The sequence below is a fragment of the Deltaproteobacteria bacterium genome (genome assembly GCA_011773515.1).
GTDB lineage: Bacteria > Desulfobacterota > Deferrimicrobia > J040 > J040 > WVXK01.
The window spans coordinates 1-24,546 of record WVXK01000114.1 but is presented as its reverse complement, the minus strand read 5'-3'; the positions used below and the strand labels follow the sequence as shown (position 1 = coordinate 24,546).

23 protein-coding genes and 1 other RNA gene are annotated in these 24,546 nt (G+C 57.1%); 19 read left to right on the top strand and 5 right to left on the bottom strand.

Translation table 11 applies throughout. The features are described 5' to 3' along the window. Position 1: 1 nt before the first annotated feature. The 19 genes from GTN70_12170 (at position 2) to GTN70_12080 (ending at position 20,353) form a co-directional block, all read left to right on the top strand. Positions 2–412 (top strand): reverse transcriptase-like protein, encoded by a 411-nt coding sequence (locus tag GTN70_12170; GenBank protein ID NIO17711.1) that lies wholly within the window; start codon positions 2–4, stop codon positions 410–412. Next, an RNA gene (gene rnpB, locus GTN70_12165) (RNase P RNA component class A) lies at positions 410–784 on the top strand. Before GTN70_12170 ends, rnpB begins: the two co-directional genes overlap by 3 nt. A 150-nt stretch (positions 785–934) precedes the next feature. Further along, complete coding sequence (gene mraZ, locus GTN70_12160) at positions 935–1,387, top strand: division/cell wall cluster transcriptional repressor MraZ (protein NIO17710.1); 453 nt, start codon at positions 935–937, stop codon at positions 1,385–1,387. Continuing rightward, the gene (rsmH, locus tag GTN70_12155) at positions 1,377–2,339 is read left to right on the top strand and encodes a 16S rRNA (cytosine(1402)-N(4))-methyltransferase RsmH (protein ID NIO17709.1); all 963 of its coding nucleotides are present in this window, start codon (positions 1,377–1,379) and stop codon (positions 2,337–2,339) included. Before mraZ ends, rsmH begins: the two co-directional genes overlap by 11 nt. Next, on the top strand, positions 2,336–2,674 hold the full coding sequence (locus GTN70_12150) for a hypothetical protein (GenBank protein ID NIO17708.1): 339 nt from the start codon (positions 2,336–2,338) through the stop codon (positions 2,672–2,674). The genes rsmH and GTN70_12150 overlap by 4 nt, the downstream gene beginning before the upstream one ends. Beyond that, the gene (locus GTN70_12145) at positions 2,674–4,686 is read left to right on the top strand and encodes a penicillin-binding protein (GenBank protein ID NIO17707.1); all 2,013 of its coding nucleotides are present in this window, start codon (positions 2,674–2,676) and stop codon (positions 4,684–4,686) included. Before GTN70_12150 ends, GTN70_12145 begins: the two co-directional genes overlap by 1 nt. Beyond that, positions 4,687–6,195 carry a UDP-N-acetylmuramoyl-L-alanyl-D-glutamate--2,6-diaminopimelate ligase gene (locus GTN70_12140; protein NIO17706.1) on the top strand — a complete coding sequence of 503 codons (1,509 nt, stop codon included), beginning with the start codon at positions 4,687–4,689 and terminating at the stop codon, positions 6,193–6,195. Next, complete coding sequence (gene murF, locus GTN70_12135) at positions 6,161–7,630, top strand: UDP-N-acetylmuramoyl-tripeptide--D-alanyl-D-alanine ligase (GenBank protein ID NIO17705.1); 1,470 nt, start codon at positions 6,161–6,163, stop codon at positions 7,628–7,630. Before GTN70_12140 ends, murF begins: the two co-directional genes overlap by 35 nt. Beyond that, positions 7,627–8,703, top strand: a complete 1,077-nt coding sequence (locus tag GTN70_12130) for a phospho-N-acetylmuramoyl-pentapeptide-transferase (GenBank protein NIO17704.1) — start codon at positions 7,627–7,629, stop codon at positions 8,701–8,703. Before murF ends, GTN70_12130 begins: the two co-directional genes overlap by 4 nt. Before the next feature lies 1 nt (position 8,704). Beyond that, positions 8,705–10,039, top strand: a complete 1,335-nt coding sequence (gene murD, locus GTN70_12125; protein ID NIO17703.1) for a UDP-N-acetylmuramoyl-L-alanine--D-glutamate ligase — start codon at positions 8,705–8,707, stop codon at positions 10,037–10,039. Further along, positions 10,036–11,220 (top strand): putative lipid II flippase FtsW, encoded by a 1,185-nt coding sequence (gene ftsW / locus GTN70_12120; protein NIO17702.1) that lies wholly within the window; start codon positions 10,036–10,038, stop codon positions 11,218–11,220. Before murD ends, ftsW begins: the two co-directional genes overlap by 4 nt. After that, positions 11,147–12,220 (top strand): undecaprenyldiphospho-muramoylpentapeptide beta-N-acetylglucosaminyltransferase, encoded by a 1,074-nt coding sequence (murG, locus tag GTN70_12115; GenBank protein NIO17701.1) that lies wholly within the window; start codon positions 11,147–11,149, stop codon positions 12,218–12,220. Before ftsW ends, murG begins: the two co-directional genes overlap by 74 nt. Before the next feature lie 12 nt (positions 12,221–12,232). Next, positions 12,233–13,618, top strand: a complete 1,386-nt coding sequence (locus tag GTN70_12110) for a UDP-N-acetylmuramate--L-alanine ligase (protein ID NIO17700.1) — start codon at positions 12,233–12,235, stop codon at positions 13,616–13,618. Continuing rightward, positions 13,608–14,507 (top strand): UDP-N-acetylmuramate dehydrogenase, encoded by a 900-nt coding sequence (gene murB / locus GTN70_12105; GenBank protein NIO17699.1) that lies wholly within the window; start codon positions 13,608–13,610, stop codon positions 14,505–14,507. The genes GTN70_12110 and murB overlap by 11 nt, the downstream gene beginning before the upstream one ends. Positions 14,508–14,523: 16 nt before the next feature. Next, positions 14,524–15,438 (top strand): D-alanine--D-alanine ligase, encoded by a 915-nt coding sequence (locus GTN70_12100; protein ID NIO17698.1) that lies wholly within the window; start codon positions 14,524–14,526, stop codon positions 15,436–15,438. Further along, complete coding sequence (locus tag GTN70_12095; GenBank protein NIO17697.1) at positions 15,435–16,271, top strand: FtsQ-type POTRA domain-containing protein; 837 nt, start codon at positions 15,435–15,437, stop codon at positions 16,269–16,271. The genes GTN70_12100 and GTN70_12095 overlap by 4 nt, the downstream gene beginning before the upstream one ends. Before the next feature lie 12 nt (positions 16,272–16,283). Continuing rightward, a complete protein-coding gene (ftsA, locus tag GTN70_12090; protein NIO17696.1) occupies positions 16,284–17,510 on the top strand; it encodes a cell division protein FtsA in 1,227 nt (408 codons plus the stop codon). A gap of 13 nt (positions 17,511–17,523) precedes the next feature. Continuing rightward, positions 17,524–18,690: a cell division protein FtsZ gene (ftsZ, locus tag GTN70_12085; protein NIO17695.1), complete on the top strand. Its 1,167-nt coding sequence runs from the start codon at positions 17,524–17,526 to the stop codon at positions 18,688–18,690. A 7-nt stretch (positions 18,691–18,697) separates the two neighbouring features. Next, a complete protein-coding gene (locus tag GTN70_12080; GenBank protein ID NIO17694.1) occupies positions 18,698–20,353 on the top strand; it encodes a radical SAM protein in 1,656 nt (551 codons plus the stop codon). On the opposite strand, the gene GTN70_12075 is transcribed toward GTN70_12080, so the two are convergent. The 5 genes from GTN70_12075 to GTN70_12055 all read right to left on the bottom strand — a co-directional run. Further along, entirely contained in the window at positions 20,343–20,741 is a 399-nt protein-coding gene (locus GTN70_12075) for a YjbQ family protein (GenBank protein NIO17693.1), read from the bottom strand. The two genes, GTN70_12080 and GTN70_12075, sit on opposite strands and share 11 nt — an antisense overlap. 39 nt (positions 20,742–20,780) lie before the next feature. After that, positions 20,781–21,194: a hypothetical protein gene (locus GTN70_12070; protein ID NIO17692.1), complete on the bottom strand. Its 414-nt coding sequence runs from the start codon at positions 21,192–21,194 to the stop codon at positions 20,781–20,783. 129 nt (positions 21,195–21,323) lie between these two features. Next, on the bottom strand, positions 21,324–21,665 hold the full coding sequence (locus GTN70_12065; GenBank protein ID NIO17691.1) for a pterin-4-alpha-carbinolamine dehydratase: 342 nt from the start codon (positions 21,663–21,665) through the stop codon (positions 21,324–21,326). 111 nt (positions 21,666–21,776) lie between these two features. Beyond that, on the bottom strand, positions 21,777–22,454 hold the full coding sequence (locus GTN70_12060) for a mechanosensitive ion channel (GenBank protein ID NIO17690.1): 678 nt from the start codon (positions 22,452–22,454) through the stop codon (positions 21,777–21,779). An 876-nt stretch (positions 22,455–23,330) separates the two neighbouring features. Then, a partial coding sequence (locus GTN70_12055; GenBank protein ID NIO17689.1) for a hypothetical protein occupies positions 23,331–24,546 on the bottom strand: 1,216 nt, incomplete at its 5' end.

Here is a 24,546-nt window from a genome sequence, read left to right as displayed (position 1 = left end):
GGTGAAGTACTTCCTCTACATCGACGGTGCTTCCCGCGGAAATCCGGGAAAATCGGGGGCAGGATATGTGGTGAAGAACGTGAAGGGGGAGGAGGTTGGCTCGGGAAGCAGGTACATCGGCATTCAAACAAACAATTATGCAGAATACACAGCGCTTCTCCACGGCCTGGAGCTTTCATGCGAGATCGGCATTCGCGACGTGGAGATCCTCTCCGACTCACAGCTGCTCGTGAGGCAATTACAGGGCGAATATAAAGTTCGCTCCCCAAACATCGATCCGCTATACAGAAGGGCTTTGAAATTGTTGGAAAATTTTAATTCTGCTACAATAGTTCACATAGACCGGGAACGCAACCGGGAAGCGGACCAACTGGCAAACCTGGCGATAGACAGGGCAGATGATACGTCCTGAGAAGGGCAGGCGGCCGCTGAAGGAATACCCTTCAGAGGAAAGTCCGAGCTCCACAGGGCAGGATGCTGGGTAACACCCAGTGGGGGTGACCTCAGGAAAGTGCCACAGAAAACAGACCGCCGGCACGATGCCGGTAAGGGTGAAAAGGTGAGGTAAGAGCTCACCGCATCCCGGGTGACCGGGATGGCACGGCAAACCCCATCTGGAGCAAGATCAAATAGGAGAGCGCTCCCTCTTGAGGGAAAAGGATGGCCCGTCCGATGCTCTCGGGTCAGATCGCACGAGGCCGGCAGGCAACTCCGGTCCCAGAGTAATGGTCGCCGACATGAGCATTTTTCATGTACAGAACTCGGCTTATGCCCTTCTCAGGCATTTCATACGATGCGTTCCGTTTCGCTCCATCACCTTTCTCTTTCCCCCGGTAAAGTTTTCCGAAATTCTGCTTGACACCCCCCCCCGGAGACGACTATAAATAGTTGCAGTGTATAAATGTGGTATAAAGTGTATTAAAGGGGAACTTTAATGCATTTTCGGGGGAGATTCGAATTCACGGTGGATCCCAAGGGGAGAGTAAACATCCCATCAAAGTTCAGGGAGATTCTTCAGAAAAACGGTGAGGATTTTGTCGTCATTACGAATCTGGACGGGTGCCTCCTGGTCTATCCCCAGTCGGAGTGGTTGAGAATTGAGGAGAGGGTTGCCCGGGCCCCGTCGATGAATGTAAATGTCTCCAATTTCGTTAGGTTTTTTCTCGGAAGCGCTTCCGAGGTGGCGATCGACAAGCAGGGGCGGATCCTCGTGCCGCAATCCCTCAGGGACTATGCGCAATTCGAGAGAGATGTGGTCATCATGGGGGTGGGGAAGAGGTTTGAAATCTGGTCCAAGGACGCTTATTTCAACAACTTCAGGGAATCCGTGGAGATGTTGAAAGACGAAAAGGCGCGGGAGGAGATTCAAAATATCGTTGGCATATGAAAAGAGGGAGATATTGGTTCACCGGCCGGTGCTTCTTGATGAGGTTGTTCGTTACCTTTCACCCGAAAGAGGCGGTTGGTATCTGGACTGCACCCTGGGCGGGGGAGGTCATACCGCCGCTATTGCCGCAAAGATCGGTGGTAACGGTACGCTCCTGTCCCTGGACCTTGACGGCGAGCTCGTCCGGCAGGGAACCAGGGAGTTTGCGGCCAAAAAGAACGTTATCGTGCGGAAAGAAAATTACAGGAACTCGCTTGCCGTCATGCAGGAGATGGGCGTCAGCGGGTTTGACGGCATCGTGCTCGATCTCGGTTTCTCCTCCTACCACATTGCCCGGCCGGGGAGGGGGTTTTCCTTCAGCGATGATGATTCCCTCGATATGAGATACGACCCCGAGGGAGGAGGCGTTACGGCCGAGGAAGTCTTGACCCGCTATCCCGAGGAGGAGATCAGGGAGATACTCTCCCGCTACGGTGAGGAGCGGATGGCCAGGAGGATAGCGGCGAAGATCGTTTTGAAGAGGCGCCAGGAGAGGATACGAACGGCCGCGGAGCTAAGGAGCATCGTAGCCGAAGCGAAGGGGGTAAAGGGAAAAAAGGAAAAAACCGACGCGGCCACCAGAACGTTTCAGGCCCTGAGGATCTACGTGAACGGGGAGCTCGAGAATCTCGAGCAGTTTCTCATCAACCTTCCCCGAATCGTGAATCCAGGGGGCAGGGTCGCCGTTATCAGTTACCACTCCCTGGAAGACAGGCTGGCGAAGAGCTACTTCAAAAAATACACGGGAAAATGTGTCTGTCCCCCGGGAATTTTGCAGTGCGCCTGCGGGAAGCAGCGGGTTTTTCAGATACTGACCCCCAAGCCACTCAGACCGTCCCCCGGGGAGATAGCGCAAAATCCCAGGGCAAGGAGCGCAAAGATGCGGGTGGCAGCGAGGGAGGAGGAAGGATGAACGAGTTTCTCATCGGAGAAAAGATGATAATCATCTCCCGGGGGAGGAGGAAAAACGAGGAGGCCGGGAAGAGGCGGGGTATCTGGCCCGTGCTGTGGATGGTTCTGATTCTCCTCGTCCTCATGGGCATCGATGCAAACATCCGGTCTGTGACGACCAATTACAGGTACCGGGTGAGCGATTCGATCATGATCCTTGAAAAGCTCAGCGACAAGAGAAACAAACTGTCGGCGCAGATCGAATCGCTGAGAAATCCAAGGAGAATAGAGAGGATTGCCCTGAAAAAACTCGGGCTCAAGGAGCCCGATTCGGGGAAGGTATACGGAGAGCGTTGATGGTAAAAAGGCGTCTCAAGGGAGTCGTGATTGTTTTCATCGGTTTTTACGCGGCCATCGTTGCGAAAGCCTTCTACTATCAAATCATCGGGGATGCGGAGATCAAGAAATGCTCCGAGTCGCAGTATGAAAAGAAGATTGTTATCCCCCCCGCGCGGGGACCGATTCTGGATCGGAACGGAAGCAAGCTCGCCGTAACCGTCACCGCCTATTCCGTCGGGGCCTCCCCGGTGGCGATACAGGACAAAAAGGGTTTTGCCGGGGTTGCCCATAAGGTGCTGAAGGTGCCCGTTGAAAAGACCCTGGGGAAGATGAAATCCAACAGGTCTTTTGTCTACGTAAAGAGGCAGGTCGACAGGGATGCGGCGAACACCTTCCTGAACGAACTGGGCAAGCTCGATGAGTTCAAACGGGAGTACAAGATTTTTGGCAAGATTGGGGCCGTCAACATCATTGCGGAACCGAAGAGGTACTATCCGGGAAAAGAGCTCGCGGCGAACGTGGTCGGCTTCTGCGATATCGACTCCGTCGGGCTGGAGGGGATAGAGAAGACCTTCGACAAATACCTGAGAGGGAAGAAGTTGAGCCTTCTCTGCGAGAAGGATGCGAAAGGGCGGCTCATCATACCCGAAGTCATTCCCGATAATGAGGTTTTCGGCCATACCATTCAGCTTACGCTGGACAAGAACATCCAGTTCATATGCGAGAAGGAAATAGCGGAAGGTGTCAAGAAGTTTCACGCGAAAAGCGGGATAGCGATCGCCATGTCCCCAAGAACGGGAGAGATCTATGCCATGGCAGTGTACCCCGCATTCGACCCGAATAAACCGGCGAGATTCAGCCCCTGGTCCAGGAAGAACAGGGCCATAACCGACGTATACGAACCCGGGTCGACCTTCAAGGTCTTCCTCCTTTCAGGCGCGCTCGATTCGGGGAGGGTCCGCATCACCGACAGGATTTACTGCGAAAACGGGGTTTACCGCGTCCAGAGGCGCAGTATCCACGATACCCACCCCAGCGAGTGGCTCACGATTCCCGAGGTGGTAAAATTCTCGAGCAACATCGGTGCCGTGAAGATCGCGGAAAAGTTTTCACCCGGGAGGTTTTACGATTATATTCTGAAATTCTCCTTCGGTTCGAAAACGGGCGTAGAGCTGGATGGCGAGTCGTCGGGTATCCTCCCGAGCAAGACCGTGTTCAACAGGCCGATTCGCTACGCGACGGCCTCTTTCGGTCAGGGAGTCGCCGCGACCCCCCTTCAGGTCATTACGGCCTTCTCCTCCGTCATAAACGGCGGTATCTCCCTGAAGCCCTACATCGTCAAGGAGGTGCGGGACAGATTCGGGCAAATTGTGTACCGGGGGAAACCGCTCTATGCAGGACGGGTAGTATCCAGCCGCACATCCGCGGTCATGAGAGACATTCTGAAAGATGTTGTTACCGAAGAGGGAACCGGAACGCTCGCTGATTTGAAGGGTTACAGCGTCGGTGGAAAGACGGGGACGTCGCAGAAGGTGGACTTCAAGAGGGGTGGATATTCGGATGAGAGGATAGCGTCATTCCTCGGTTTTTTCCCTGCCGACGAGCCCGCGGTGGCGATTCTCGTCTTGATCGACGAGCCGAAGGAGGAGGTATACGGGGGGCTCGTTGCCGCCCCCGTTTTCAACAGGATCGCCTCCAAGGTGGCGATATATGCCGGGATTGCCCCGGATGAGCCGGAGGAGGATTTCGTAAGGGTTGCCGAGGCAAAGATGGATGACGCGGGAAAAGGAGGAGTCCCGCAGAAAGCCAGGCTGCCCGTCATGAAAGTTTCCTATACCGGCGATGAGGAGGAGGGGGTTACCATGCCGGACCTCGAGGGCCTGACCGTTGCGCAGGTGATAGAGATGTTGGAGCCCTTCCCCGTGGAGTATCGTCTTCGGGGGTCGGGGGTGGCGCTGAAGCAGTATCCTCTCCCCGGAAAGCGGATTTCAGCAGGAGGCATATGCCTGATAACATTCGGAGAGGAGTAGTTGCTTACCGTTAAATGCCTGAAAGATATCATCGGGGGGGACTTTCCCGCAGGATCGGGACCTCTATCCGAAATACGGGGCATAAGCGTTGACTCGCGGACTGTTCAGGCGGGAGATGTCTTCTTTGCAATACCCGGAGCCACCTACGATGGGAACGAATTCGTCGGCGATGCGTTCTCGCGGGGAGCGGTCTGCGTCGTGTCGAGCAAAGCATCCCCCGATGTGGATCCGGCGCGGCGCATCGTGGTGGAGGACCCCGTCGACGCCCTGGCAAAGTTTTCGGCGAAGTTTTTCGGGGACCCTTCCTCCTCGATGGATGTGGTGGGAATAACGGGGACGAATGGCAAGACGACCATCACCTACCTTCTCGAGGCGATATACGAGAGCGCAGGGGTCCCCGCGGGAGTGATTGGAACGATCAACTACCGGTTCGGCGGGGAGGTAATACGGGAAGGCCTGACGACCCCGTTTCCCCATGAGCTCCAGGGCTCGCTGGCAGCGGTGAAATCCATGGGGGGGAGGCACGTGTTCATGGAGGTGTCCTCTCACGGTATATTCCAGCGAAGGATATCGGATATCCGTTTCAGAACGAAAATATTCACGAACCTGACCCGGGACCATCTCGATTACCATGGCGATATGGAGAATTATTTCCGGGTGAAAAAGGCATTTTTCACCGATGCGGCGCCACCGGTTACAGAAGGGGGGAAGTTGATCGTCAACCTCAATTGCCCCTATGGCAGAAGGCTGGCCGATGAGCTGGGAGGCGATGCCATCACCTACGGGATCGGGAAAAAGGCCCACTACTGCGCGCCCTCCCCCCGTTTCTCCATCGACGGCACCAGCGCCGCGGTGAAAACGCCTTCGGGGGAACTGGAGATCTTTTCCAGGCTCATCGGAGCGCACAACCTCGAGAACATTCTCGCCTCGATAGCCTGCGCCCACCAGGGAGGGATGGACATTCATCAGGTGGGGAAGGGAATTTTCCTCCTGGAAGCGGTGCCCGGAAGGCTCGAGCGGGTCGAATCGTCGAGGCCGATCCACGTGTTCGTCGACTATGCCCACACGCCCGATGGCTTGAAAAATGTCATCGAATCCCTGGTACCCCATAAAGTCGGCAGGCTGATCGCGGTGTTCGGGTGCGGGGGAGACAGGGACAGGGGCAAGAGGTCCCTGATGGGTCATGTTGCAGGGGGCCTGGCCGACCTTACATTCGTTACGAGCGACAACCCCAGAACGGAAGACCCTTTGGCCATCATCGAAGATATCGTGCCGGGGTGTGAGGAGGGCGGCGCAGCAAGGGCGGGGAAGGAAGATAAAATGGAGCCGGGGACAAGGCTCTACATCGTCGAGCCCGACAGAAAAACTGCCATTCGCAGGGCGATCGAGGTGGCCCGGGAAGGAGACATCGTGCTCATCGCGGGAAAGGGCCACGAGCCGTACCAGATAATCGGAGAGAGGAAAATAGAATTTGATGACAGGGAAGTTGTCAGAAGTATCGCGGGATGAAAGGGTTCCCGAAGCCTCCTTCGGCGGTGATGCTGTTTCCCGGCTGGCCGAAGAAACGGTAAACGGGCACCTTCTCTCGGGCGGCATGCCATTCAGGGTCGTTACCGACTCTCGGGGAGATGTTGGAGAAGCAATCTTCGTGGGTCTTCCCGGAGAAAAACACGACGGCTCGCGGTTTGCCGAGGAGGCCCTGGACAGGCAGGTTGCAGGAGTCGTCGTGGGAAAAGAATTCTGGGGGAAGGTGAAGGAAAAGGCCCGCCGCATGGGAAAGGCGGCCATCTGCGTTGCGGATCCGCTGTTCTTCTTCGGCGAGCTGGCACGGGAGAAGAGAGAAAAGATGAAGGGAACGGTATTTGTCGGCATCACCGGGAGCGCCGGGAAAACGACCACGAAGGACATGGTTTCCGCCATCCTCGGGAGGGCGGGATGGACGTTCAAGAACCCGGGAAATTACAACAACCTGGTCGGTCTCCCCCTTTCCCTCATGATGATGCGGGAAGGAGACGAGTACGGGGTGCTTGAGATGGGAACGAATACCCCGGGGGAGATCGGGAGGCTCACGGAAATTCTCGCTCCCCGGGTGGGAGCGATAACCAATATCGGACCTGCCCACCTCGAAGGCTTAGGCGACATCGATGGTGTGAAGAGGGAAAAGGGAGATCTCTTTGAGAAACTGAATGCAGGGGCCGTCGCCGTGGTAAATGAAGACGACCTCCGCGTCAAGGCGGTGTCGGGGCTTTTTCCGGGGAGAAAGGTCTCCTTCGGGGAAGAAAGGGGCGATGTGAGGGGAAAGATTCTGGCAATGAACCCGGATTCGATGGATATTCAACTCGACTACGGCGAGGACAGGATGAATGTCACCATGGCCTCCCCGGGAGTGCAGTTTTTCAGCAATGCCCTCTGTGCTGCGGGGATTGCCTTTGCCCTCGGGATTCCAAAAGAGCTGGTGCATGACGGCCTCTCATCATTTCTAACCGGCAGCGGGCGATTTTCCATCCTGCACCCGGGCAGGGACGTGGTGGTCGTTGACGATACCTATAACTCCAACCCCCTCTCCGTTGAGGTCGCCATACGTAACCTCAGGCTGATGTTTCCGGGGAGGAAGATTGTTTTCCTCCTCGGTGACATGCTTGAGCTTGGGGAGGCCGCCGATAGCTCGCATCTGCGTATCGGCGGCCTCACCTCCTCCCTCGGGCCTCACCGGATCTATACGTTTGGGGAGCTGGCGAGAAAGATACACGAGGGAGCTCTTCGCGCGGGATATCCGCAGTCCCAGTGCGGCCACTTCGAGGATGTGGAGGAGCTTGCAAAGAGGGTTTTAGAGGACAAAATACGCGGATCGGTAATTCTGGTGAAGGGATCGAGGATGATGAAGCTGGAGAGGGTCGTGGGCAGGATCGTGGAGAGTTTTTCCGCCCGGGGGAACGGGGCATGATCTACCACCTCTTATACCCGCTCAAGGGAGCGATACCCTACTTCAACGTCTTCCGGTACATCACCTTCAGGACCATCTACGCCCTGATAACGGGCCTTCTCATCTGCTTCATTTTCGGGAAACCGGTTATAGACATGCTCAAGAGCCGGCAGCTGGGTCAGCCCATCCGTGAAGACGGCCCCCCGAACCACTTCGTGAAAGAGGGGACTCCCACCATGGGGGGAGTGCTCATCATAGGCGGTACGGTCGTGCCTTCCCTGCTCTGGGCCAGGCTCGACAACCCCTTCGTCTGGATCGTGATCTTTGCCACCCTCGCTTTCGGCCTTATCGGGTTCTTCGACGACTACCGAAAGGTGATCCGGATGGACGCCAGGGGCCTCCCCGGCAGGATCAAGTTTCTGCTGCAAATAGGTGCTGCCCTGTCGGTTGCCCTGATGATCTTCACGTGGGCGGGACGTGATTTCCGGATCATGGTTCCCTTCTTCAAAAAATTCACCCCCGACATTGGCTGGACGTACATCCTCTTTGCCGTGCTCGTAATCGTGGGCGCCTCGAACGCCGTCAACCTGACCGACGGCCTCGACGGGCTCGCAATAGGGCCATCGGTCATCTGCGTGGGAACGTACATGCTTTTTGCCTACGTAACGGGGCATGTAAAAATCGCGAACTACCTCAATATCGTGTACGTCCCCGGTGTGGGGGAGCTCACCGTTTTCTGCGGCGCAATGGCGGGCGCCGGCATGGGTTTTCTCTGGTACAATGCGCATCCCGCCGAGATTTTTATGGGGGATACGGGAGCGCTGGCGATCGGGGCCGCCGTTGCGACGGTTGCGGTTATTATCAAACAGGAGATACTCCTGGTCATCGTCGGAGGCGTCTTCGTCGTCGAAGCCCTCTCCGTCATCGTGCAGGTGATTTCCTACAAGACCACCAGGAAGAGGGTTTTTCTCATGGCGCCCATACACCATCACTTCGAGAAAGCTAAGGTGCACGAAGCAAAGATCGTGGTCAGGTTCTGGTTGCTGGCGATAATCCTGGCCCTGATCGGAATCAGCACCTTGAAGCTGAGGTAGCGTGAAATTGATAGCGGTTGTCGGAGCGGGAAAATCAGGGATAAGCGTTGCAAACCACGCGACGCGTCGTGGGGAGAGGGTGCTTCTGTTCGACGAAATGGATTCGCGCAGGCTCGCCGAGAGCACGAAGGGCCTCCTTCTCCCCGGAGTCGAGCTCGTCCGGGGGTTGCCGACGAAGGAGGTGGCTGATCGCGTCGCGTGCGTCGTCGTGTCTCCCGGCGTTCCTCTGGCCAGGTTGCCCGTGGAACAATTCGAAGGGCGGGGCGTAGAGGTCATGGGGGAGGTGGAGTACGCATTCAGGAACCTGGAGGGAAGGATCGTGGCCATTACGGGGACCAATGGAAAATCCACCGTTACCGCCCTCACGGGAATGATGATGGAGAGGGCAGGCCTCCGGGTCTTTACGGGAGGCAACCTGCGTGACCCGCTGACCCTTGCCTGTGATGGCGCCTACGACTTCTTCGTCGTCGAGCTGTCCAGTTTCCAGCTGGAGACGGTCAAGCGCTTCAGGCCCGCCGTGGGGGTACTGCTCAATCTGGGCGAGGACCACATGGACCGGTACGAGAGCTTCGAACAGTACTGCCTCGCAAAGGGAAGGTTGTTTCTCAACCAGGGTGAAGGTGATGCTGCCATATACAACGCCTCAGATCCCCTCACCTATTCGCTGGCACGGGGCAGCAGGGGGAGAAAGTATCCGTTCTCCGCGACGGAGGGGGCCGGCGAAGGGTCGTGGATTTCACAGGACGGCCTCGTCCTGAGAACCGATGCGGGTGAGGCCCGAATCGACGTCTCGGGAACCAGGCTCGAGGGTGACCACAACCGGGAAAACGTGGCGGCTGCAGCCCTCGCCGCGCATCTTTCCGGGGTTTCCCCGGGCCCTATTCAGGAGGCGATAGGGGAATTCAGGGGGTTGCCCCACAGGATGGAGCATGCGGGGTCGGTGAACGACGTGGACTACTACAATGACTCGAAGGGGACGAACGTTCACGCACTCTGCTCTGCCCTCAGGGGGGTAAAGAGGAAAGTGGTCCTCATAGCAGGGGGGAAGGACAAGGGATTGAGCTTCGAACCTGCCAGAGAGCTGGTGAGGGAGAAGGTGAGAAAGATCATTCTCATCGGTGAGGCAGCGCAGAGGATTCGTGAAGAGCTCGGCAACAGCATACCCTCCCGGATTGCCCGTTCCATGGATGAAGCGGTGCGCGACGCTCATGAGAGCGCCAGTCCCGGCGATATGGTGCTTCTGTCACCCGGGTGCTCCAGCTTCGATATGTATGAGAATTTTGAGAAAAGGGGCGATGCATTCAAAGAGGCCGTGGAGGTCCTGGGAAAAAAATGAGCAAAAAAACCGAGAACATAGCCTTTTTGTTGCTCCTCTTTTTCCTGTGCACCTTCGGTGCCGTCATGCTCTACAGCAGCAGTTACATCCTGGCGGGTTCGAACCAGGAGCTCGGGTTCGACAAGGCGTTTTACATAAAACGGCAGGTTGGCGGCTTGCTCATGGGCCTCGTTTTATTCCTCGTCATTCAGAAAATAGATTACTTCCGGATGAAAAAACTGGTCCCCCTGGCTGCTCTCCTCTCCCTGGTGGCACTGTCCCTGGTTTTCGCTCCCAAAATAGGGGTGTCGGTAAAGGGGGCTCACAGATGGCTCAAGGCCGGCCCGGTGACGCTGCAGCCCTCGGAATTTTCCCGATTTGCCCTGATAGGTTACTTTGCCTTCTACGCCGATAAAAAGGGGGCTGAGTTTGGCGGCAGCATCTACCACTTCCTTCCCGCCGCCGTCGTCTGGGGGCTTATGCTCCTGCTCATCGTTCTGGAGCCGGACTACGGCATGTCAGCCATAATATGCGCCCTTTTCCTTTGCCTGGTCTTCGTTGGCGGTTTTCCCATCCGGCCACTTGTCGGTCTCTTTGCGGCGGGCGTCGTCGCCTTCGGTGTTTTGCTCGTTTCGAGCCCCTACCGGATGAACAGGCTGTTTGCCTACCTCGACCCCCAGGCCTATGCAAAGACCACCGGTTACCAGGTTATCCAGTCTCTCGTGGGGTTTGCAAATGGGGGCCTGATCGGTACCGGCATCGGTGCGGGCAAGCAGAAGCTGTTCTACCTTCCGGAAATTCATACCGATTACATATTCGCCGTCATCGGTGAGGAATTGGGTTTCCTCGGTGTTTTCATCGTTGCCACGATATTTCTGGTACTTTTTCTCTTCTGTCTCAGGATTTCGCGTCGGGCTTCAGATCAGTTCGGGAGGTACTTCGCCTTCGGCACCGGGGTTTCTCTTGCCCTCTGTGCCTTCATGAATATGGGAGTTTCCCTGAAGCTTTTTCCTCCGAAGGGGATGGTTCTCCCCTTCATGAGTTACGGGAGAAGCTCCGTGATAGCCCACATGATTGCCATGGGCGTTGTGTACAAAATTTCCTGTTTTTCCAGGGAGAAGCCTGAAGATGAAAGTGCTGATTACTGGGGGAGGGACAGGAGGTCACGTATTCCCCGCATTATCCATAGCGGAAGCGATTAAAGCTATCGCCCCCGATACGGATGTTGCATTTGCGGGGAGAAAAGAGGGACTGGAGATGGCCGTGTTCTCGAAAAGGGGGTACCGGTTTTACCCGATCAGCACCGGGCAGGTGAGGGGGCAGGGGCTGGGCCTGCTCTGGTCCGCCCTCTCCATGGTCAGGGGCATTATCGAGTCCATAAGAATTTTGGTCGGGTTCAAACCCGACCTCGTCGTGGGCGTGGGGGGATACGTGTCGTTCCCCGTCGGCATTGCCTCGGTGATTTTCGGGAAGAAAATGGTCCTTCACGAGCAGAACTCCATACCGGGATCTGCCAACAGATTCCTCGGCAGGTTTGCCGTCAAGGTATTTACGGGTTTCCGGGATGCGGGGAAGTTTTTCAGAGCGGAAAAGGCCATTTACTCGGGGAATCCGGTGAGGTACGAGCTGGTGAAAGTTGCCCTCGCCAAGAGAGTGGAAAGGCACTTGCGGTACAACCTCCTCATACTCGGCGGCTCGTCGGGGGCCGTCAGGTTAAACAGGCTTGGCCTGGACCTGGTAAAGGCGATCAAGGAGAGGGGTCTGCCCTTCAGCGTGTTCCACCAGACGGGAAACAAGAACTATGAGGAGATGAAAAAGGCATATGGGGGACTGGAGGATATCGTTGAGTTCTTTCCCTTCAGCGAGGACATAGGGAGGTACTACGAGCTGGCCGATTTTGCGGTGGCAAGGGCGGGGGCGGTGACGATTGCCGAGCTGTCATGCTTCGGCATCCCTGCCGTTCTCATCCCCTACCCCTTTGCGGCGGACCGCCATCAGGAAAAAAATGCCCTCGAGTACCTGCAGGTTGGTTGCGGGCTCATCATGAAGGAGGATGAGCTCGACCCGGGAAGGATACTGGACTATTTCCTCGAGATGGCCAGGGACGACGAGAGGCTGGAGGGCTGCAGCCGGATGGCTAAAAAGTTTTCCAGGCCCTTCGCTGCCGACGAGATCGCGAGGGCCTGCATCGAGCTCGTTTGAGGAGGCCGGGAATTGTTCAGGAAAGACATAAATATCCACTTCGTCGGAATCGGCGGGATCGGCATGAGCGGCATAGCCGAGCTTTTAAGAAATCTCGGCTACAGCGTAACGGGATCCGATCTCCAGAGGAGCGAAGTGACGGAACGGCTCGAAGGGCTGGGCGTGAAGATAGCGTACCGCCACTCCACGGAAAACGTTGCCGACGACGTGGACGTTCTGGTCTATTCTTCGGCGGTGAAGCGGGACAACCCGGAGGTGGCCGTTGCCGAGGACAGAAAGATCCCCGTCATACCGCGGGCCGAAATGCTGGGTGAGCTGATGAGGATGAAGTACAGCATCGCCGTTGCAGGTTCCCACGGGAAGACCACCACCACATCCATGATCTCGATGATACTGGCCGCTGCCGGCTGGGACCCCACGATCGTCGTGGGCGGAAAGTTGAAGGCCCTCGGATCGAATGCGAGGCTCGGAAAGGGCGAGTTCCTGGTGGCAGAGGCGGATGAGTCCGACGGATCATTTCTGAGGCTGATCCCCACTGTCGCCGTGGTGACCAACATAGACCCGGAGCATCTGGATCACTTCGGGGACCTCGAGGCGCTGAAGGATGCCTTCGCTGACTTTCTGGACAGGCTCCCCTTTTTCGGGTTTGCCGTGTTGTGCCTCGACCACCCCAACGTGCAGGACCTTTTGCCCGGCGTGAAGAGGAGGGTGATAACCTACGGATACTCGCGTCAGGCGGATTATGTGGTGGGAAACGTCGAGAAGGGATGGCTCTACGTGTCCTTTTCCCCGCAGATACGGGGAGAGCAGAGGGAGAAGATACGGCTGAACCTGCCCGGAGGGCACAACGCGGCAAACGCCCTTGCCGCCGTTGCCGTGTGCTCGGAGCTGGGCGTGCCGTATGAAAAGATCAAGCAGGGACTCGAGAGCTTTTCGGGGGTTGCCCGGAGGTTCGAGCTCAAGGGGGAACGGGGGGGAGTGATCGTCGTGGATGATTACGGCCACCACCCCGAGGAGATCAAGAGCACCATACAGGCAGCCCGTGATGTTACCAGTGACCGCCGTCTCGTCGTGGTGTTTCAGCCTCACCGCTACACGAGGACAAGGGACCTGTTCAGGGAGTTCACCATGGCGTTCAACGATGCCGATGTGGCGCTGGTTATGGAGATTTACGGCGCGGGAGAGGAGCCGATAGAGGGGGTAACGGGAGAGGGAATGTTCGAGGGCATAAAGGGTCACGGCCACAGGGAGATTTACTTTCAAAGCTCCGTTGAGGATGCCGTGGACTTCCTGGAGGCTTTTGCAAAGAAGGGAGACATGATCCTCACCCTCGGTGCGGGAAACGTCTACCGGGTGGGGGAGAAATTTCTCAAAAAGGGGGGGAGTGATGAAAAGTGACGTTAGAGAGGTCTTGCGGGGGATAAGGGGGGTGGAGGTGAAGAAATCCCCCGAGTTCAAGAGGCTGACCACGATAGGAACGGGAGGGAGGGCCCGGGCCCTCGTCCTGCCGAAAAGCCAAAAAGCGCTCGGGGAAGTGATGAAGAGGCTCCGGAGGGAAGAGGTGAAGTATTTCGTGTTCGGCAGGGGAAGCAACATTATCGTACCCGATAGGGGCGTGGACTTGGTGGCCGTGAGCATCTGCGGGCACCTCACGGATGTTCGGTTCAACGGGAGAGGGATCATCGCCGACGGGGGGACCTCGCTTCCCCGGCTCTCGGTCCTCTCGGCTCTTTCGGGCCTCACCGGGCTCGAGGAGTTTTCGGGCATACCCGGAGCGCTGGGGGGCGCCCTGGTCATGAACGCGGGAGCTTACGGAAGGGAGATCGGGGAGCTCGTTCGCTGGGTCGAAGTGGTCGACGAACAGGGAGAGACACACCGCATCCCCCCTTCTCTGATCGACTTCGGCTACCGGAAGGCGGTCTTTCCCGTGCACGGCATCGTCAGCAGAGCGTACCTGGTCCTCGAGAGGGGCGATAGCGAGAGAGTTTTCAGCAGGATGAAGGAGCTCAACAGGAGGAGAAAAGATGTTCAGCCGTGGGGGGAGAAGAGCTTCGGATCGGTGTTCAAGAACCCTCCGGGAGATTCAGCAGGGCGGCTGATCGAGGAGGCGGGCCTGAAGGGTCTCAGGGTGGGCAATGCCCGGGTGTCTGAAAAACATGCAAACTTCATCGTGAACCGGGGCGGGGCCAGGACGCGGGACGTGCTCAGCCTGATTTCAAAGGTAAGAGAAATCGTCTCTAAGAGAAAAAATATAGATCTCGAACTGGAGGTGAAGTGCATTGGCTGACACGTCGATGGCCGGGATGAAGAAGAAAAAGATCGGGGTTCTCCTCGGCGGCGAGTCCGCGGAGAGGGAAGTCTCTCTCAAGACGGGAGGGGCTATTTTACAGGCCCTCTTGAGGAAGGGGTACGATGCCGAGGCCCTCGACATGAAAGGCGACTGGGCAAAGATCATCGAGGAAGGGAAGGTAGACGTGGCCTTCATAGCCCTGCACGGGAGGCTTGGCGAGGACGGGGCGGTTCAGGGGATGCTGGAGGTACGGGGAGTGCCCTACACGGGTTCCGGGGTTGCCGCCTCGGCGATTTCCATGAGCAAGCTCATGACCAAGAAAATTCTCTCCGACTCGGGCGTGAAGACCCCGAGATACGTGTATTTCGACGTGGTTGACGATTTGCCGGTCTCCGTTGACGGGGTCCTCGATTTTCCCGTGGTGGTAAAACCCGACCGCGAGGGGTCGACGATCGGCATTTCGATCGTCACGAGCCCGGGTTCACTCGGCGATGCCGTGCGTGAGGCCTCCCGGTTCGATAAGAGGGTCATGATCGAGGAGTATGTGAAGGGGAAGGAGATAACGGTCGGTGTGCTGAACGGCATGGTCCTTCCCGCGATCGAGATCATCCCGAAATCCGGTTTTTACGACTACAGCTCGAAATACACGAGCGGGGCCACCGAGTACGTGTGCCCCGCCCTGATCGACGACGCGATTCTCGAGAAGAGCTACGATGCCTCCAGCACCGCGGCTAAGGTGCTCAACCTCCGGGGGGCGGCGAGGCTCGATTTCAGGGTGGGTGATGACGGGAATGCCTACTTTCTGGAAATCAACACGATCCCGGGAATGACGGAGACGAGCCTTTTGCCAAAGGCGGCGCTGGTGGCGGGAATAGGGTTTGACGATCTCGTCGAGCAGATACTTCTCGATGCCGGGTGCGGAAAATGACGGTGCTCGAATACAAGAGATACAAGAAGAAGTCCTTGAACAACAAAAGGAGGGCTCTGTTCTTCGGAAAGCGCAACAGCAAGAGAAGCAAAAATGTGAAAAAGGGGGGGCGTCTCAAGTATATGGTGCTTACCATCGGCATCGGGGCGGCGCTTGTCGTTTCCGGAAAGCTGACGCATTCCTTTTTCACCACCTCCCCCCTGTTCGCGATCGCGGATTTGAAGGTGGTCAAGGAAGAGGGCCTCAAAGACTTTGACTTCGAGAAAGCTGCAGGTCTCGATGAAAAGGGCAGCCTCTTTGGCCTCGATCTCGAAGAGGTGGCCGATGCTTTCAAGAAAAACCCCTGGGTCGAGGAAGTGGCGGTGAGAAAGGTGTTCCCCGGCAAACTGGTCGTTACTCTTTCCCGGCGCAAGCCTGTTGCCATGCTGAATCTCGACGGCCTCCATTTCGTTGACGCCCGGGGAAGGATATTCAAGAAAGTGACCCGGTATGACAGCAAGGTATACCCCGTGATTACCGGTTTTACCAGGAAGATGATAGAGGACGATGATGGAAGGGATACACTCCTTCGTTCCCTCGAGTTGAGAAGAATGCTGAAGGGGTCGGTGGTCGAGGGAAACGTTTCGGAAATCAACTACAGTCCGAGGGAAGGGTCCTCCCTCGTGCTGAAAGACAGCGGCCTGAGGATCAAGCTCGGTTCGAGTGAGATAAAAAGCGCCTTTGCGCGGCTCGAAAAGAATTACGACAAGATAACTCACTACCGAAATGATGCCGTGTACGTGGACCTGAAGTATCCCGGTAAGATTTTCGTGGGAAAGAAAAAAGACAGATAACGGGAGGGGAAATTGCAATACGAAGGGGAGATCATCGTTGGAATCGATGTTGGGACGACAAAGGTGGCCACCATCGTCGGGCAGAAAAAGAAGAAAGACGTGGAGGTCATCGGAATGGGGGCGGCCCCGTCCGAGGGGTTGAGAAAGGGTGTCGTGGTCAACATAGACTCAACGGTCAATTCAATCAGGGAATCTGTCGAACGGGCGGAGAAGTCTGCCGGGGTGGAGATCAAAAACGCCATCATGGGAATATCGGGGGCCCATATAAAAAGTTTCAACAGCCATGCGGCAGCGGTCATAAAGAACCCCCAGGAGGTTAACGGGGGGGACGTGTTCAACGTCCTGGAGAAAGCGAAAGCGGTGGAGCTCCCCAACGACCGTGAGATTCTCCATGTGCTCACACAGGAGTTCATCGTCGATGACAACGACGGGATCAAAGACCCGCGGGGAATGACGGGCATACGGCTCGAGGCAAAGGTGCACGTCATCACCGATGATATACCCAGCGCCAAGAACCTGGTTCGCTGCGGCGAGAGGGCGGGAATAGACGTGAATGATATTGTCTTCTCTGCCATCGCGTCATCGGAGTCGGTCCTCTCTCCCGAAGAGAAGGAGGTGGGCGTGGTGCTCATAGATTTTGGAGGAGGGACGGCGGACATGACCGTCTATTACAATGGGTCCCTGCGCCACACCTTCGTGCTCCCGGTCGGGGGAAGCTATGTCTCCAGTGACATCGCCTTCGGCCTGAAGGTGCCCCAGAGCGATGCCGAGAACATCAAGCGGATGGACGGGTGCGCCCTGGTCCAGAAGGTCAAGAAGGATGAGCTGGTGGAGATTCCCGGCGTGGGAGGAAGGAAACCACGTCTGATCAGGAGGCAGAGCCTGGCCGAAATCATCGAGCCGAGAGTCGAGGAAATATACAGCCTGGTTTTCAGGGAACTTCTGCGGTCGGGCTTCGAGGACCTCATCGGCGCCGGCGTCGTCCTGACCGGGGGAAGCTCCCTTTTAGGCTCGGCTGACGACCTGGCGGAGCGGGTGTTCCGTCTGCCGGTCCGCAAGGCCAACCCGGCGGGGGTCACCGGCCTGTACGATCTGGTGAACCACCCCTCCTATGCGACGGCTGTCGGCCTGCTCCTCTACGGGGCCCGGTTCGTCTCGAATGACATCAGGCCCTCGGACAATGGAAGGGGCAGCGAGATCGGAAGAAAGATAATCAGACTGGTCAAGGAATTCCTATAAATAGGAGGTGCGTATGTTTCAACTCGTCAAGGAACACAAGGCCGGCGCGGCAATCAAGGTTATCGGCATCGGAGGCGGGGGCGGGAACGCCCTGAATACGATGATCGACATGGGACTCGAGATGGTTGATTTCATCGTCGCCAATACCGATCTCCAGGCTCTGGAATACAACATGGCCCCCATGAAGCTGCAGCTCGGGGAAAACCTCACGAAGGGGCTCGGGGCCGGTGCCGACCCGGACATAGGCAGGCAGGCGGCCCTGGAAGACATCGATATGATGAGAGAGTCCCTAGCCGGTGCGGATATGGTGTTCATCACTGCCGGCCTCGGAGGCGGCACCGGGACGGGAGGCGCCCCCATCATCGCCCAGGTCGCAAGGGACATGGGAATACTCACCGTCGCCGTCGTTACCAAGCCCTTCAGGTTCGAGGGGATAAAGAGGATCAAGCAGGCGGAAAACGGCCTGAAGGAGCTGAGGGAAGTCGTCGACACCATGATCGTCATACCCAACGACAAGCTGTTGATCGTCGCGGAAGAGAAGATGAGCCTGGTTAACGCGTTCAGGAAAGCCGATGAAGTGCTCTACCAGGGAGTCAAGGGAATTACGGACCTTGTTACGAAGCCGGGGTACATCAACCTCGATTTTGCGGACGTGAAAACGATCATGACGGGAATGGGAATCGCCCTGATGGGAACGGGGACCGCCTCGGGGGAAAACCGCGCAATGGCAGCTGCCGAGAAGGCGATTTCGAGCCCGCTCCTTGAAGATTATTCCATCCGGGGTGCAAAGGGAATCCTCCTGAACCTGACGGGTGGGAACGATATGGCGCTTTTCGAGGTGAACGAGGCTGCCGAGCTGATTCAGAACGAGGCGGATCCCGAGGCGAACATTATTTTCGGGACCGTGATCGACGACAGCTACAATGATGAAATGAAAGTCACGGTCATTGCCACGGGATTCGATAAGGGCCCGGAACTGTCGGAGATGGGAAAGCAGCGCAAGAAGATCTACTCCCTCGATGTAAAGGGGGGGAACCTGGACAGGCCCACATTCGAGCGGAGAAAGGAGATGGTCTGCCTGGAACCCGAGGAGGAGATAGGCGTTCTCGACGAGGATATCGACATCGAGGAGATCGAGGAGCTCGATATCCCCGCTTTCCTGAGAAAGAGGTGTGAATGAACGAAAAATGTCTTGGGAAATCAGGAAAAAACTCAAGGAGATCGCAGGCGAAGAAGAAGGGATCTGCATAAAGGACCCGGGGGGAAAGATAAACGTCTGCCTCGTGTATCCCAACACCTACCACCTGGGCATGTCAAACCTGGGGTTCACGAGCATCTACTCCTTCTTGAACTCCCGGGAAGACGTTTTCTGTGAGCGGGCTTTCTCCGCGGATGCGTTTCAACCCGGCGGGGAAAGAGCGGCCCCGCTGTTTACCGTCGAGACACAGCGCAGGGTCGGCGCTTTCGACCTTGTGGGGTTTTCCGTTTCCTTCGAGAATGACTATCTGAACATAATCAGGGCTCTGGCGGCGGAAAAGATCACCCCTCTCCGCACGGAGAGGGACGAGGGGGCACCCCTGGTCTTTTGCGGCGGTTTCGCCCCGCACCTGAACCCGGAGGTTCTCGCCGAAATATGCGACTTTCTGGTTCTGGGAGACGGGGAGCCGCCCCTTACCGGTCTCCTGGAAATTCTTGGCAAAAAGCCGGAATCGAAGAGAAAATTTTTGGAAGCTGCTGCGTCGATCCCGGGTGTGTACGTACCCTCTCTCTACGACCCCCTCTACAGCAGTGAAGGGGCTTTCCAGGGTTTCCGGGGTGACACGAAAGGCGTGCAGCCCGCTGTGGCCGACATAAACAGGTACCCCGCCCACACGACCATTTTTACCCGGAGGACCGAATTTGGCGATATGTTTCTCGTGGAGATCGCCAGGGGGTGCGTGAAAAAGTGTTTCTTCTGCGGCGTGTCCCACAGCCCTCACGGGTTCCGGTGTCTTGACAAGGAGACGATCAAAGGGCTGATCCTGAACGGGCTTCGGTACAGGAAGAGGGTGGGGCTCGTGGGATCGGCAGTCCTCGATCACCCCGATTTCCTCGAAATTGCGCGTTTCGTCCTCGACGAGGGAGCAGCGGTGTCGCCCGCATCCATCAGGGCGGACATGGTGGACGAGGAGGTGGCAGATGTGCTGGGCGCATCGGGCCTGAAAACGGCCGCCCTCGCGCCCGAGACGGGAGATGAGGCCAGGCGCCTGAGCGTGGCGAAGGGGATACGGGACGAGCAGTTCTTCGAAGCTTCCCTCCTTCTCTTTTCCAGGGGCATAGCGAACCTGAAGCTCTACTTCATCGCGGGGCTTCCGGGAACCCGCGAGGATGACGACGTCCACCACACCGTCTCTTTTGTGAAAAAGCTCAACCACCACATACGGGCATCGCGGAAAAAATCCTCGGCGCCGATGATAATTGTCAGCATGGGGGGGTTCGTCCCGAAAGGAATGACGCCGTTTCAGTTTGCCCCTTTCCCGGGGGTGGAGAGGCTGCGCTCCACCTACTGGAAGCTGCGAAAAATGCTCGGGCCGGAACGGGGGGTCAAGTTCGAATCGGACGTGCCGAAATATTCCTACCTCCAGGCCCTCCTGTCGACGGGAGACAGAAGGATCTCCCGTGCCCTTTCCGGGTGGGACGGGAAAACGGACCCGCTGGTCCATTTCAAGAGGGCACCGGTAAATCCCGATTACTTCACGATGAGAGAAAAAACCCCCGGCGAGATACTTCCCTGGGACGGGGTTTACCGCGGGTACGGGAAAGAAAACCTCTGGAAGAGATACCGGCTCTCTGTCAGCCCGTGACCTTGACCAGGACGGTTCTCGTGCGCGGGCCGTCGAACTCGCACAGAAATATACCCTGCCAGGTTCCCAGGACGAGGCGCCCGCTTTCTATCAGAATCACCGTCTGGCATCCGATCATGGAGGATTTCACGTGGGCGTGGGCGTTTCCCTCTACGTGGTAATATTTTCCGTCTGTGGGGACGATTTTTTCGAGGGCTGCAAGTATGTCCCGCTGCACGTCGGGGTCTGCATTTTCGTTGATGGTTACCCCTGCCGTCGTGTGAGGGACGAAGACGGTACAGCTTCCGGAACTGACACCGCTATCCTTGATAACGTGCTTGACCTTGGAAGTGATGTCGACCATCTCCTGGGTTCTGCTTGTCTTTACTTCGAGCCTCTTCACTTTCATCGTTCCCCACCCCGGTATTAGTGATGAACCTTACCCGTGTCAGGATGCGCCAAGCGCCCTGGAGGCTTTGGCCACGCTTTCCGGCTTGACCCAGAGAATTGCTCCAAACCGGCCTTTCCCGGCGGTTACCGCATTCAGCGCCGTCACGTTTATCCCGGCGTCTGCAAGCTTCGCGAGAATGTCCGCTATCGCCCCTACCTTGTCCCTTCCCTGGACCAGGAACCCCGTCTTCTTCTTGCTGGCGGCAACGCCCGCTTTTTTCATGGCTTTTCTGAAGGCAGCGCCGTCTTCGGGGATGAAATCCAGCTGCGTCCGCCGCCCCCGCGGGAATCCGGTGAAGGCGATCAGGTTGACGCCGGCCTCTTTCAACGCCCCGAGAATGCGGGCACCTTCTCCTGCCCTGTTCGCTGTCTCTATCTTGTAGTAGTCGACCTTCTTGATCGTGTCAGCCATTCCTCCCCTCCTTGCAACAGGTTTGCTCCTCCACTTCGGTACGATACCAGATTGACATTTTTTCTTCAATCAAAAGTGTCTCTGCAGGCAGTGTGTGCGCGGCAAAAGCTGTTTCTCAAGGCGGCGTGCTCAGCCTGCCGGCTCTTTTAGCAGCGCATCCGTCTTGGCGGCCATGATGAAGTCGTTTTCGTGAAGGCCGCCGATTTTGTGGGTGTAGAAGGTGACGGAACAGTAGCCCCATCCAAAGGACAGGTCGGGATGGTGGCCTTCCTCCTCTGCCAGCTCACTCACCCTCATGACGAACTTCAGCGCGGACTTGAAATCCTTGAACCTGAACTCCCTTCTTATCCTGGTTCCCCCGGAAGAGAGGCTCCAGAGCGGCACCTGGCGGGAGAGCATCTCGGCATCGGATGGCGAGAGGGGGGGAACGTCCCCCCTGCATGGGACGCACCTTTTCGAAGAAAGCGACATATGTACCTCCATACGTTCCGGCCCGGGTGAGGGTCCCCGGGCGATGTTTTCCTTTCCCGGGGTAATCGACGAAGGCTATCCTGGCGCCGAAATCCCCGGGCCGCACCGCATTTACTGGCCGTGAACGTGCACGTCGCGCTGCGGGAAGGGGATCGTTATGTCCTCCGCGTCGAAGCGCTGCTTGACCGCTTTTACCGTGTCGAAGTAAAAACCCCAGTAATCGGAGGTTTTTACCCAGGGGCGCACCGCTATGTTTACGCTGCTGTCGGCAAGCTCAAGGACGCCAACCGTTGGCTCCGGGTCCTTGAGAACCCGCTCATCCTTATTAAGGATATCTTCGATCACCTTCTTGACCCTGTCCAGGTCGTCGGAGTAACTCACGCCGAAGACCAGGTCGACCCGCCGGGTATCCTTGGCGGAGAAGTTCGTTATCGTGTCGGAAGTGATTTTCGCGTTCGGGATGAATATGGTCTTGTTGTCGGGTGACTTCAGCGTGGTCGTGAAGAGGCGAATTTCCTCCACCGTTCCCAGGGAGCCGCCGGACTCGATGAAGTCCCCTTTCAGGAAGGGTTTGAAAACGATCAGGAGTATGCCGGCTGCGAAGTTGGAGAGTGAGCCCTGCAGCGCGAACCCCACGGCGATACCGGCGGCTCCGAGCACGGCGATGATCGAAGCCGTCTGTATGCCGAGCTGGCCGAGTATCGCTATGATGACGAAGCCCAGCAGGAGGATGTAGACGAGCTGGCCGGTAAATGACACGAGCGTTTCGTCCACATTTTTCTTCTGCATCAGCTTTTTGGTGAAATCCGTTATGGTCCTTGCCAGCCACTTACCGNNACAGTCATCGGAAATCCTCCTTCGTGATTTATTTTTCCTCTTTGCGCGGCAGCAGATGTGCTGCCTGTTCGATCGAAATCTTTTTAACGATTAAGGCGAATCTGCCGCTGATGACCAGCGTTTTCCGGCCGTTGATACTATCTTATCACACGGCGCATCCCCTCCCTGGGGGGGCGGCCCCGCTGCTTCGAATGGAGTATCGTAATCAGATGATGGGGTGAGGGAGAATCGTGAATAAAAAATTGGTGGAGAGGGGAGGAGTTGAACCTCCATGAGGCGAGGCCGGTGGTTGTCCCCTCACCAACCGAACGCCGATAGAAATCCTCTCCACGTTTCGAATAAATCTAAAAGCAATAACCGTGCCTTCTACGTAACATGCTGATTTTAAACAGGTTGTCATGAAACGAAAGAAATGGTGTTCTTTTATTTCCACCCATTGGGCAATTTTTTTCCCTCTATCGGTCATGTTTGTGCGGGTTTGCTCAAGTTTGTTTTTAAGATTGTCGAATATACATGCAGAGAATTTGCTGATATAATCCAATTCTCTCTGGCCCTCCGGATAACCGGTTACCGCGATAACCAGTCCGGGGGGTTTTCCAATTCAATTTCGGCTCGATACCGGATGCAGATACGCAAGGGCGGTGGTTTGCCAAAAAAAAAGCCCCCTTCTTGGGGTAAGTGTAAGAAGGGGGCTTTTACACCTGTGAAGATAGGGGGTGGTATGGGTGATTGCTATTATGATGCAAAAACCCCGGCGTGGATTTCAAAGGATTCAGAAAAAAAGTGGCGGATCTTTTGCGGCTCCCGGGTTCAGCTTCCCGTTAACCCTCAGCGTCCTTTTCTTTTTTCCCTTCTCCCGGTGATGACGATCAGGGTAAAGAGGCCCGCCGATGCGGCGGCGGTTGTGAAAATGAGAGCGCTGTGCAGAAGGATCCAGGACAGGATAACCACGGGCGTGAGCGTGAGGCGCACGACACCTTTAGCAATCGGGTGCTTTGCCAGCCATTTCGCAGCGGTCGGGGAATAGCGGTAATAGTTTTTCACGAGCCATTTACCCGGCAGGCTTGTCAGCAGGTACCTGTCGCGGAACTGACGGAGCAGCAATACGGAGGTGGCAGAGGTGGAGCCGTACACGGCGGTGGCGATGAAGCAGTCGCTCCCCTTTTCCTCGGAGTCGGAGGTCACCGTGACGGCCGGCCCGCCCTGGTCGGTTACGACCCCGTTTATGGCCAGGTCGTCGTCTCCCACCAGCCCGTCGACGAAGTGGAGGGTGATTTCGAACCCGTTGATCTCTGCGCCCGTCACCGTCTCGGGGTTGAAGGAAAACTCGTACCAGTGGGGGACGAAGTTATCCGGTGTGCCGCCGAACTTGTAGTAGGTCTCTACGGGTTCGCCGTCGGTGAAGATGGTGACCGTCGCGCCGCCGCCAGAACCCATTCCGGCCAGGGTGAACTCGAAGAACCCGTAGGGGAACATCGTGTCCTGAGGGGCGTCCGGCGGGGGCTCCATGGCGGAGACGCCGCTCAAACCGCCGGGACTCTCCAGGGTCACGTAGTGGCCCCCGTCAAAGGTTTGCAGGGAAGCCGCGCTGTCCTGCCGGCTGTCGATGATCCCGTCCTGGTTGCCGTCGTATTCGGGGTCGTCGCCTGCGGGCCCCATCTCTTCCGTGTCGGGGACGCCGTCATTGTCCGTGTCGGGGCCCGCGGTTACGATGGAGAAGGCCCCGTCGCTCTCATCGAAGAGCGCCGGGTCGGAGAGGGAGGTTACCCGCACCCGAAAATCAACTCCCGGCTCGAGGTCCAGGGAGATAAACCAGGCGAAGGAGCCGTCGTTTGGCGTGCTCGGGATGATGGTCCTGTCAAGAGAGTTCCTCCTGATAAGCTCTATGGAGACGGAAGGACCCGTCACACCTGTTGAAAGCCAGGTGACATCGTGTGTTTCTCCCGGGCCCCATGACTCTCCGCCGTTCGGGGAGGTGACGGTGATGGCGTTGTTATCGTTGTCTGCCTCCGTCGCGGTCACGTCCGTATCGGGAATGACGGAG

Bases quoted from the DNA above. Each gene is read 5' to 3' on its own strand.
- mraZ (NIO17710.1), top strand. From the start codon at position 935: ATGCATTTTCGGGGGAGATTCGAATTCACGGTGGATCCCAAGGGGAGA.
- GTN70_12150 (NIO17708.1), top strand. From the start codon at position 2,336: ATGAACGAGTTTCTCATCGGAGAAAAGATGATAATCATCTCCCGGGGG.
- GTN70_12145 (NIO17707.1), top strand. From the start codon at position 2,674: ATGGTAAAAAGGCGTCTCAAGGGAGTCGTGATTGTTTTCATCGGTTTT.
- murF (NIO17705.1), top strand. From the start codon at position 6,161: ATGACAGGGAAGTTGTCAGAAGTATCGCGGGATGAAAGGGTTCCCGAA.
- GTN70_12130 (NIO17704.1), top strand. From the start codon at position 7,627: ATGATCTACCACCTCTTATACCCGCTCAAGGGAGCGATACCCTACTTC.
- ftsW (NIO17702.1), top strand. From the start codon at position 10,036: ATGAGCAAAAAAACCGAGAACATAGCCTTTTTGTTGCTCCTCTTTTTC.
- murG (NIO17701.1), top strand. From the start codon at position 11,147: ATGAAAGTGCTGATTACTGGGGGAGGGACAGGAGGTCACGTATTCCCC.
- murB (NIO17699.1), top strand. From the start codon at position 13,608: ATGAAAAGTGACGTTAGAGAGGTCTTGCGGGGGATAAGGGGGGTGGAG.
- GTN70_12100 (NIO17698.1), top strand. From the start codon at position 14,524: ATGAAGAAGAAAAAGATCGGGGTTCTCCTCGGCGGCGAGTCCGCGGAG.
- GTN70_12095 (NIO17697.1), top strand. From the start codon at position 15,435: ATGACGGTGCTCGAATACAAGAGATACAAGAAGAAGTCCTTGAACAAC.
- ftsZ (NIO17695.1), top strand. From the start codon at position 17,524: ATGTTTCAACTCGTCAAGGAACACAAGGCCGGCGCGGCAATCAAGGTT.
- GTN70_12080 (NIO17694.1), top strand. From the start codon at position 18,698: ATGTCTTGGGAAATCAGGAAAAAACTCAAGGAGATCGCAGGCGAAGAA.
- GTN70_12075 (NIO17693.1), bottom strand. From the start codon at position 20,741: ATGAAAGTGAAGAGGCTCGAAGTAAAGACAAGCAGAACCCAGGAGATG.
- GTN70_12070 (NIO17692.1), bottom strand. From the start codon at position 21,194: ATGGCTGACACGATCAAGAAGGTCGACTACTACAAGATAGAGACAGCG.
- GTN70_12065 (NIO17691.1), bottom strand. From the start codon at position 21,665: ATGTCGCTTTCTTCGAAAAGGTGCGTCCCATGCAGGGGGGACGTTCCC.
- GTN70_12060 (NIO17690.1), bottom strand. From the start codon at position 22,454: ATGCAGAAGAAAAATGTGGACGAAACGCTCGTGTCATTTACCGGCCAG.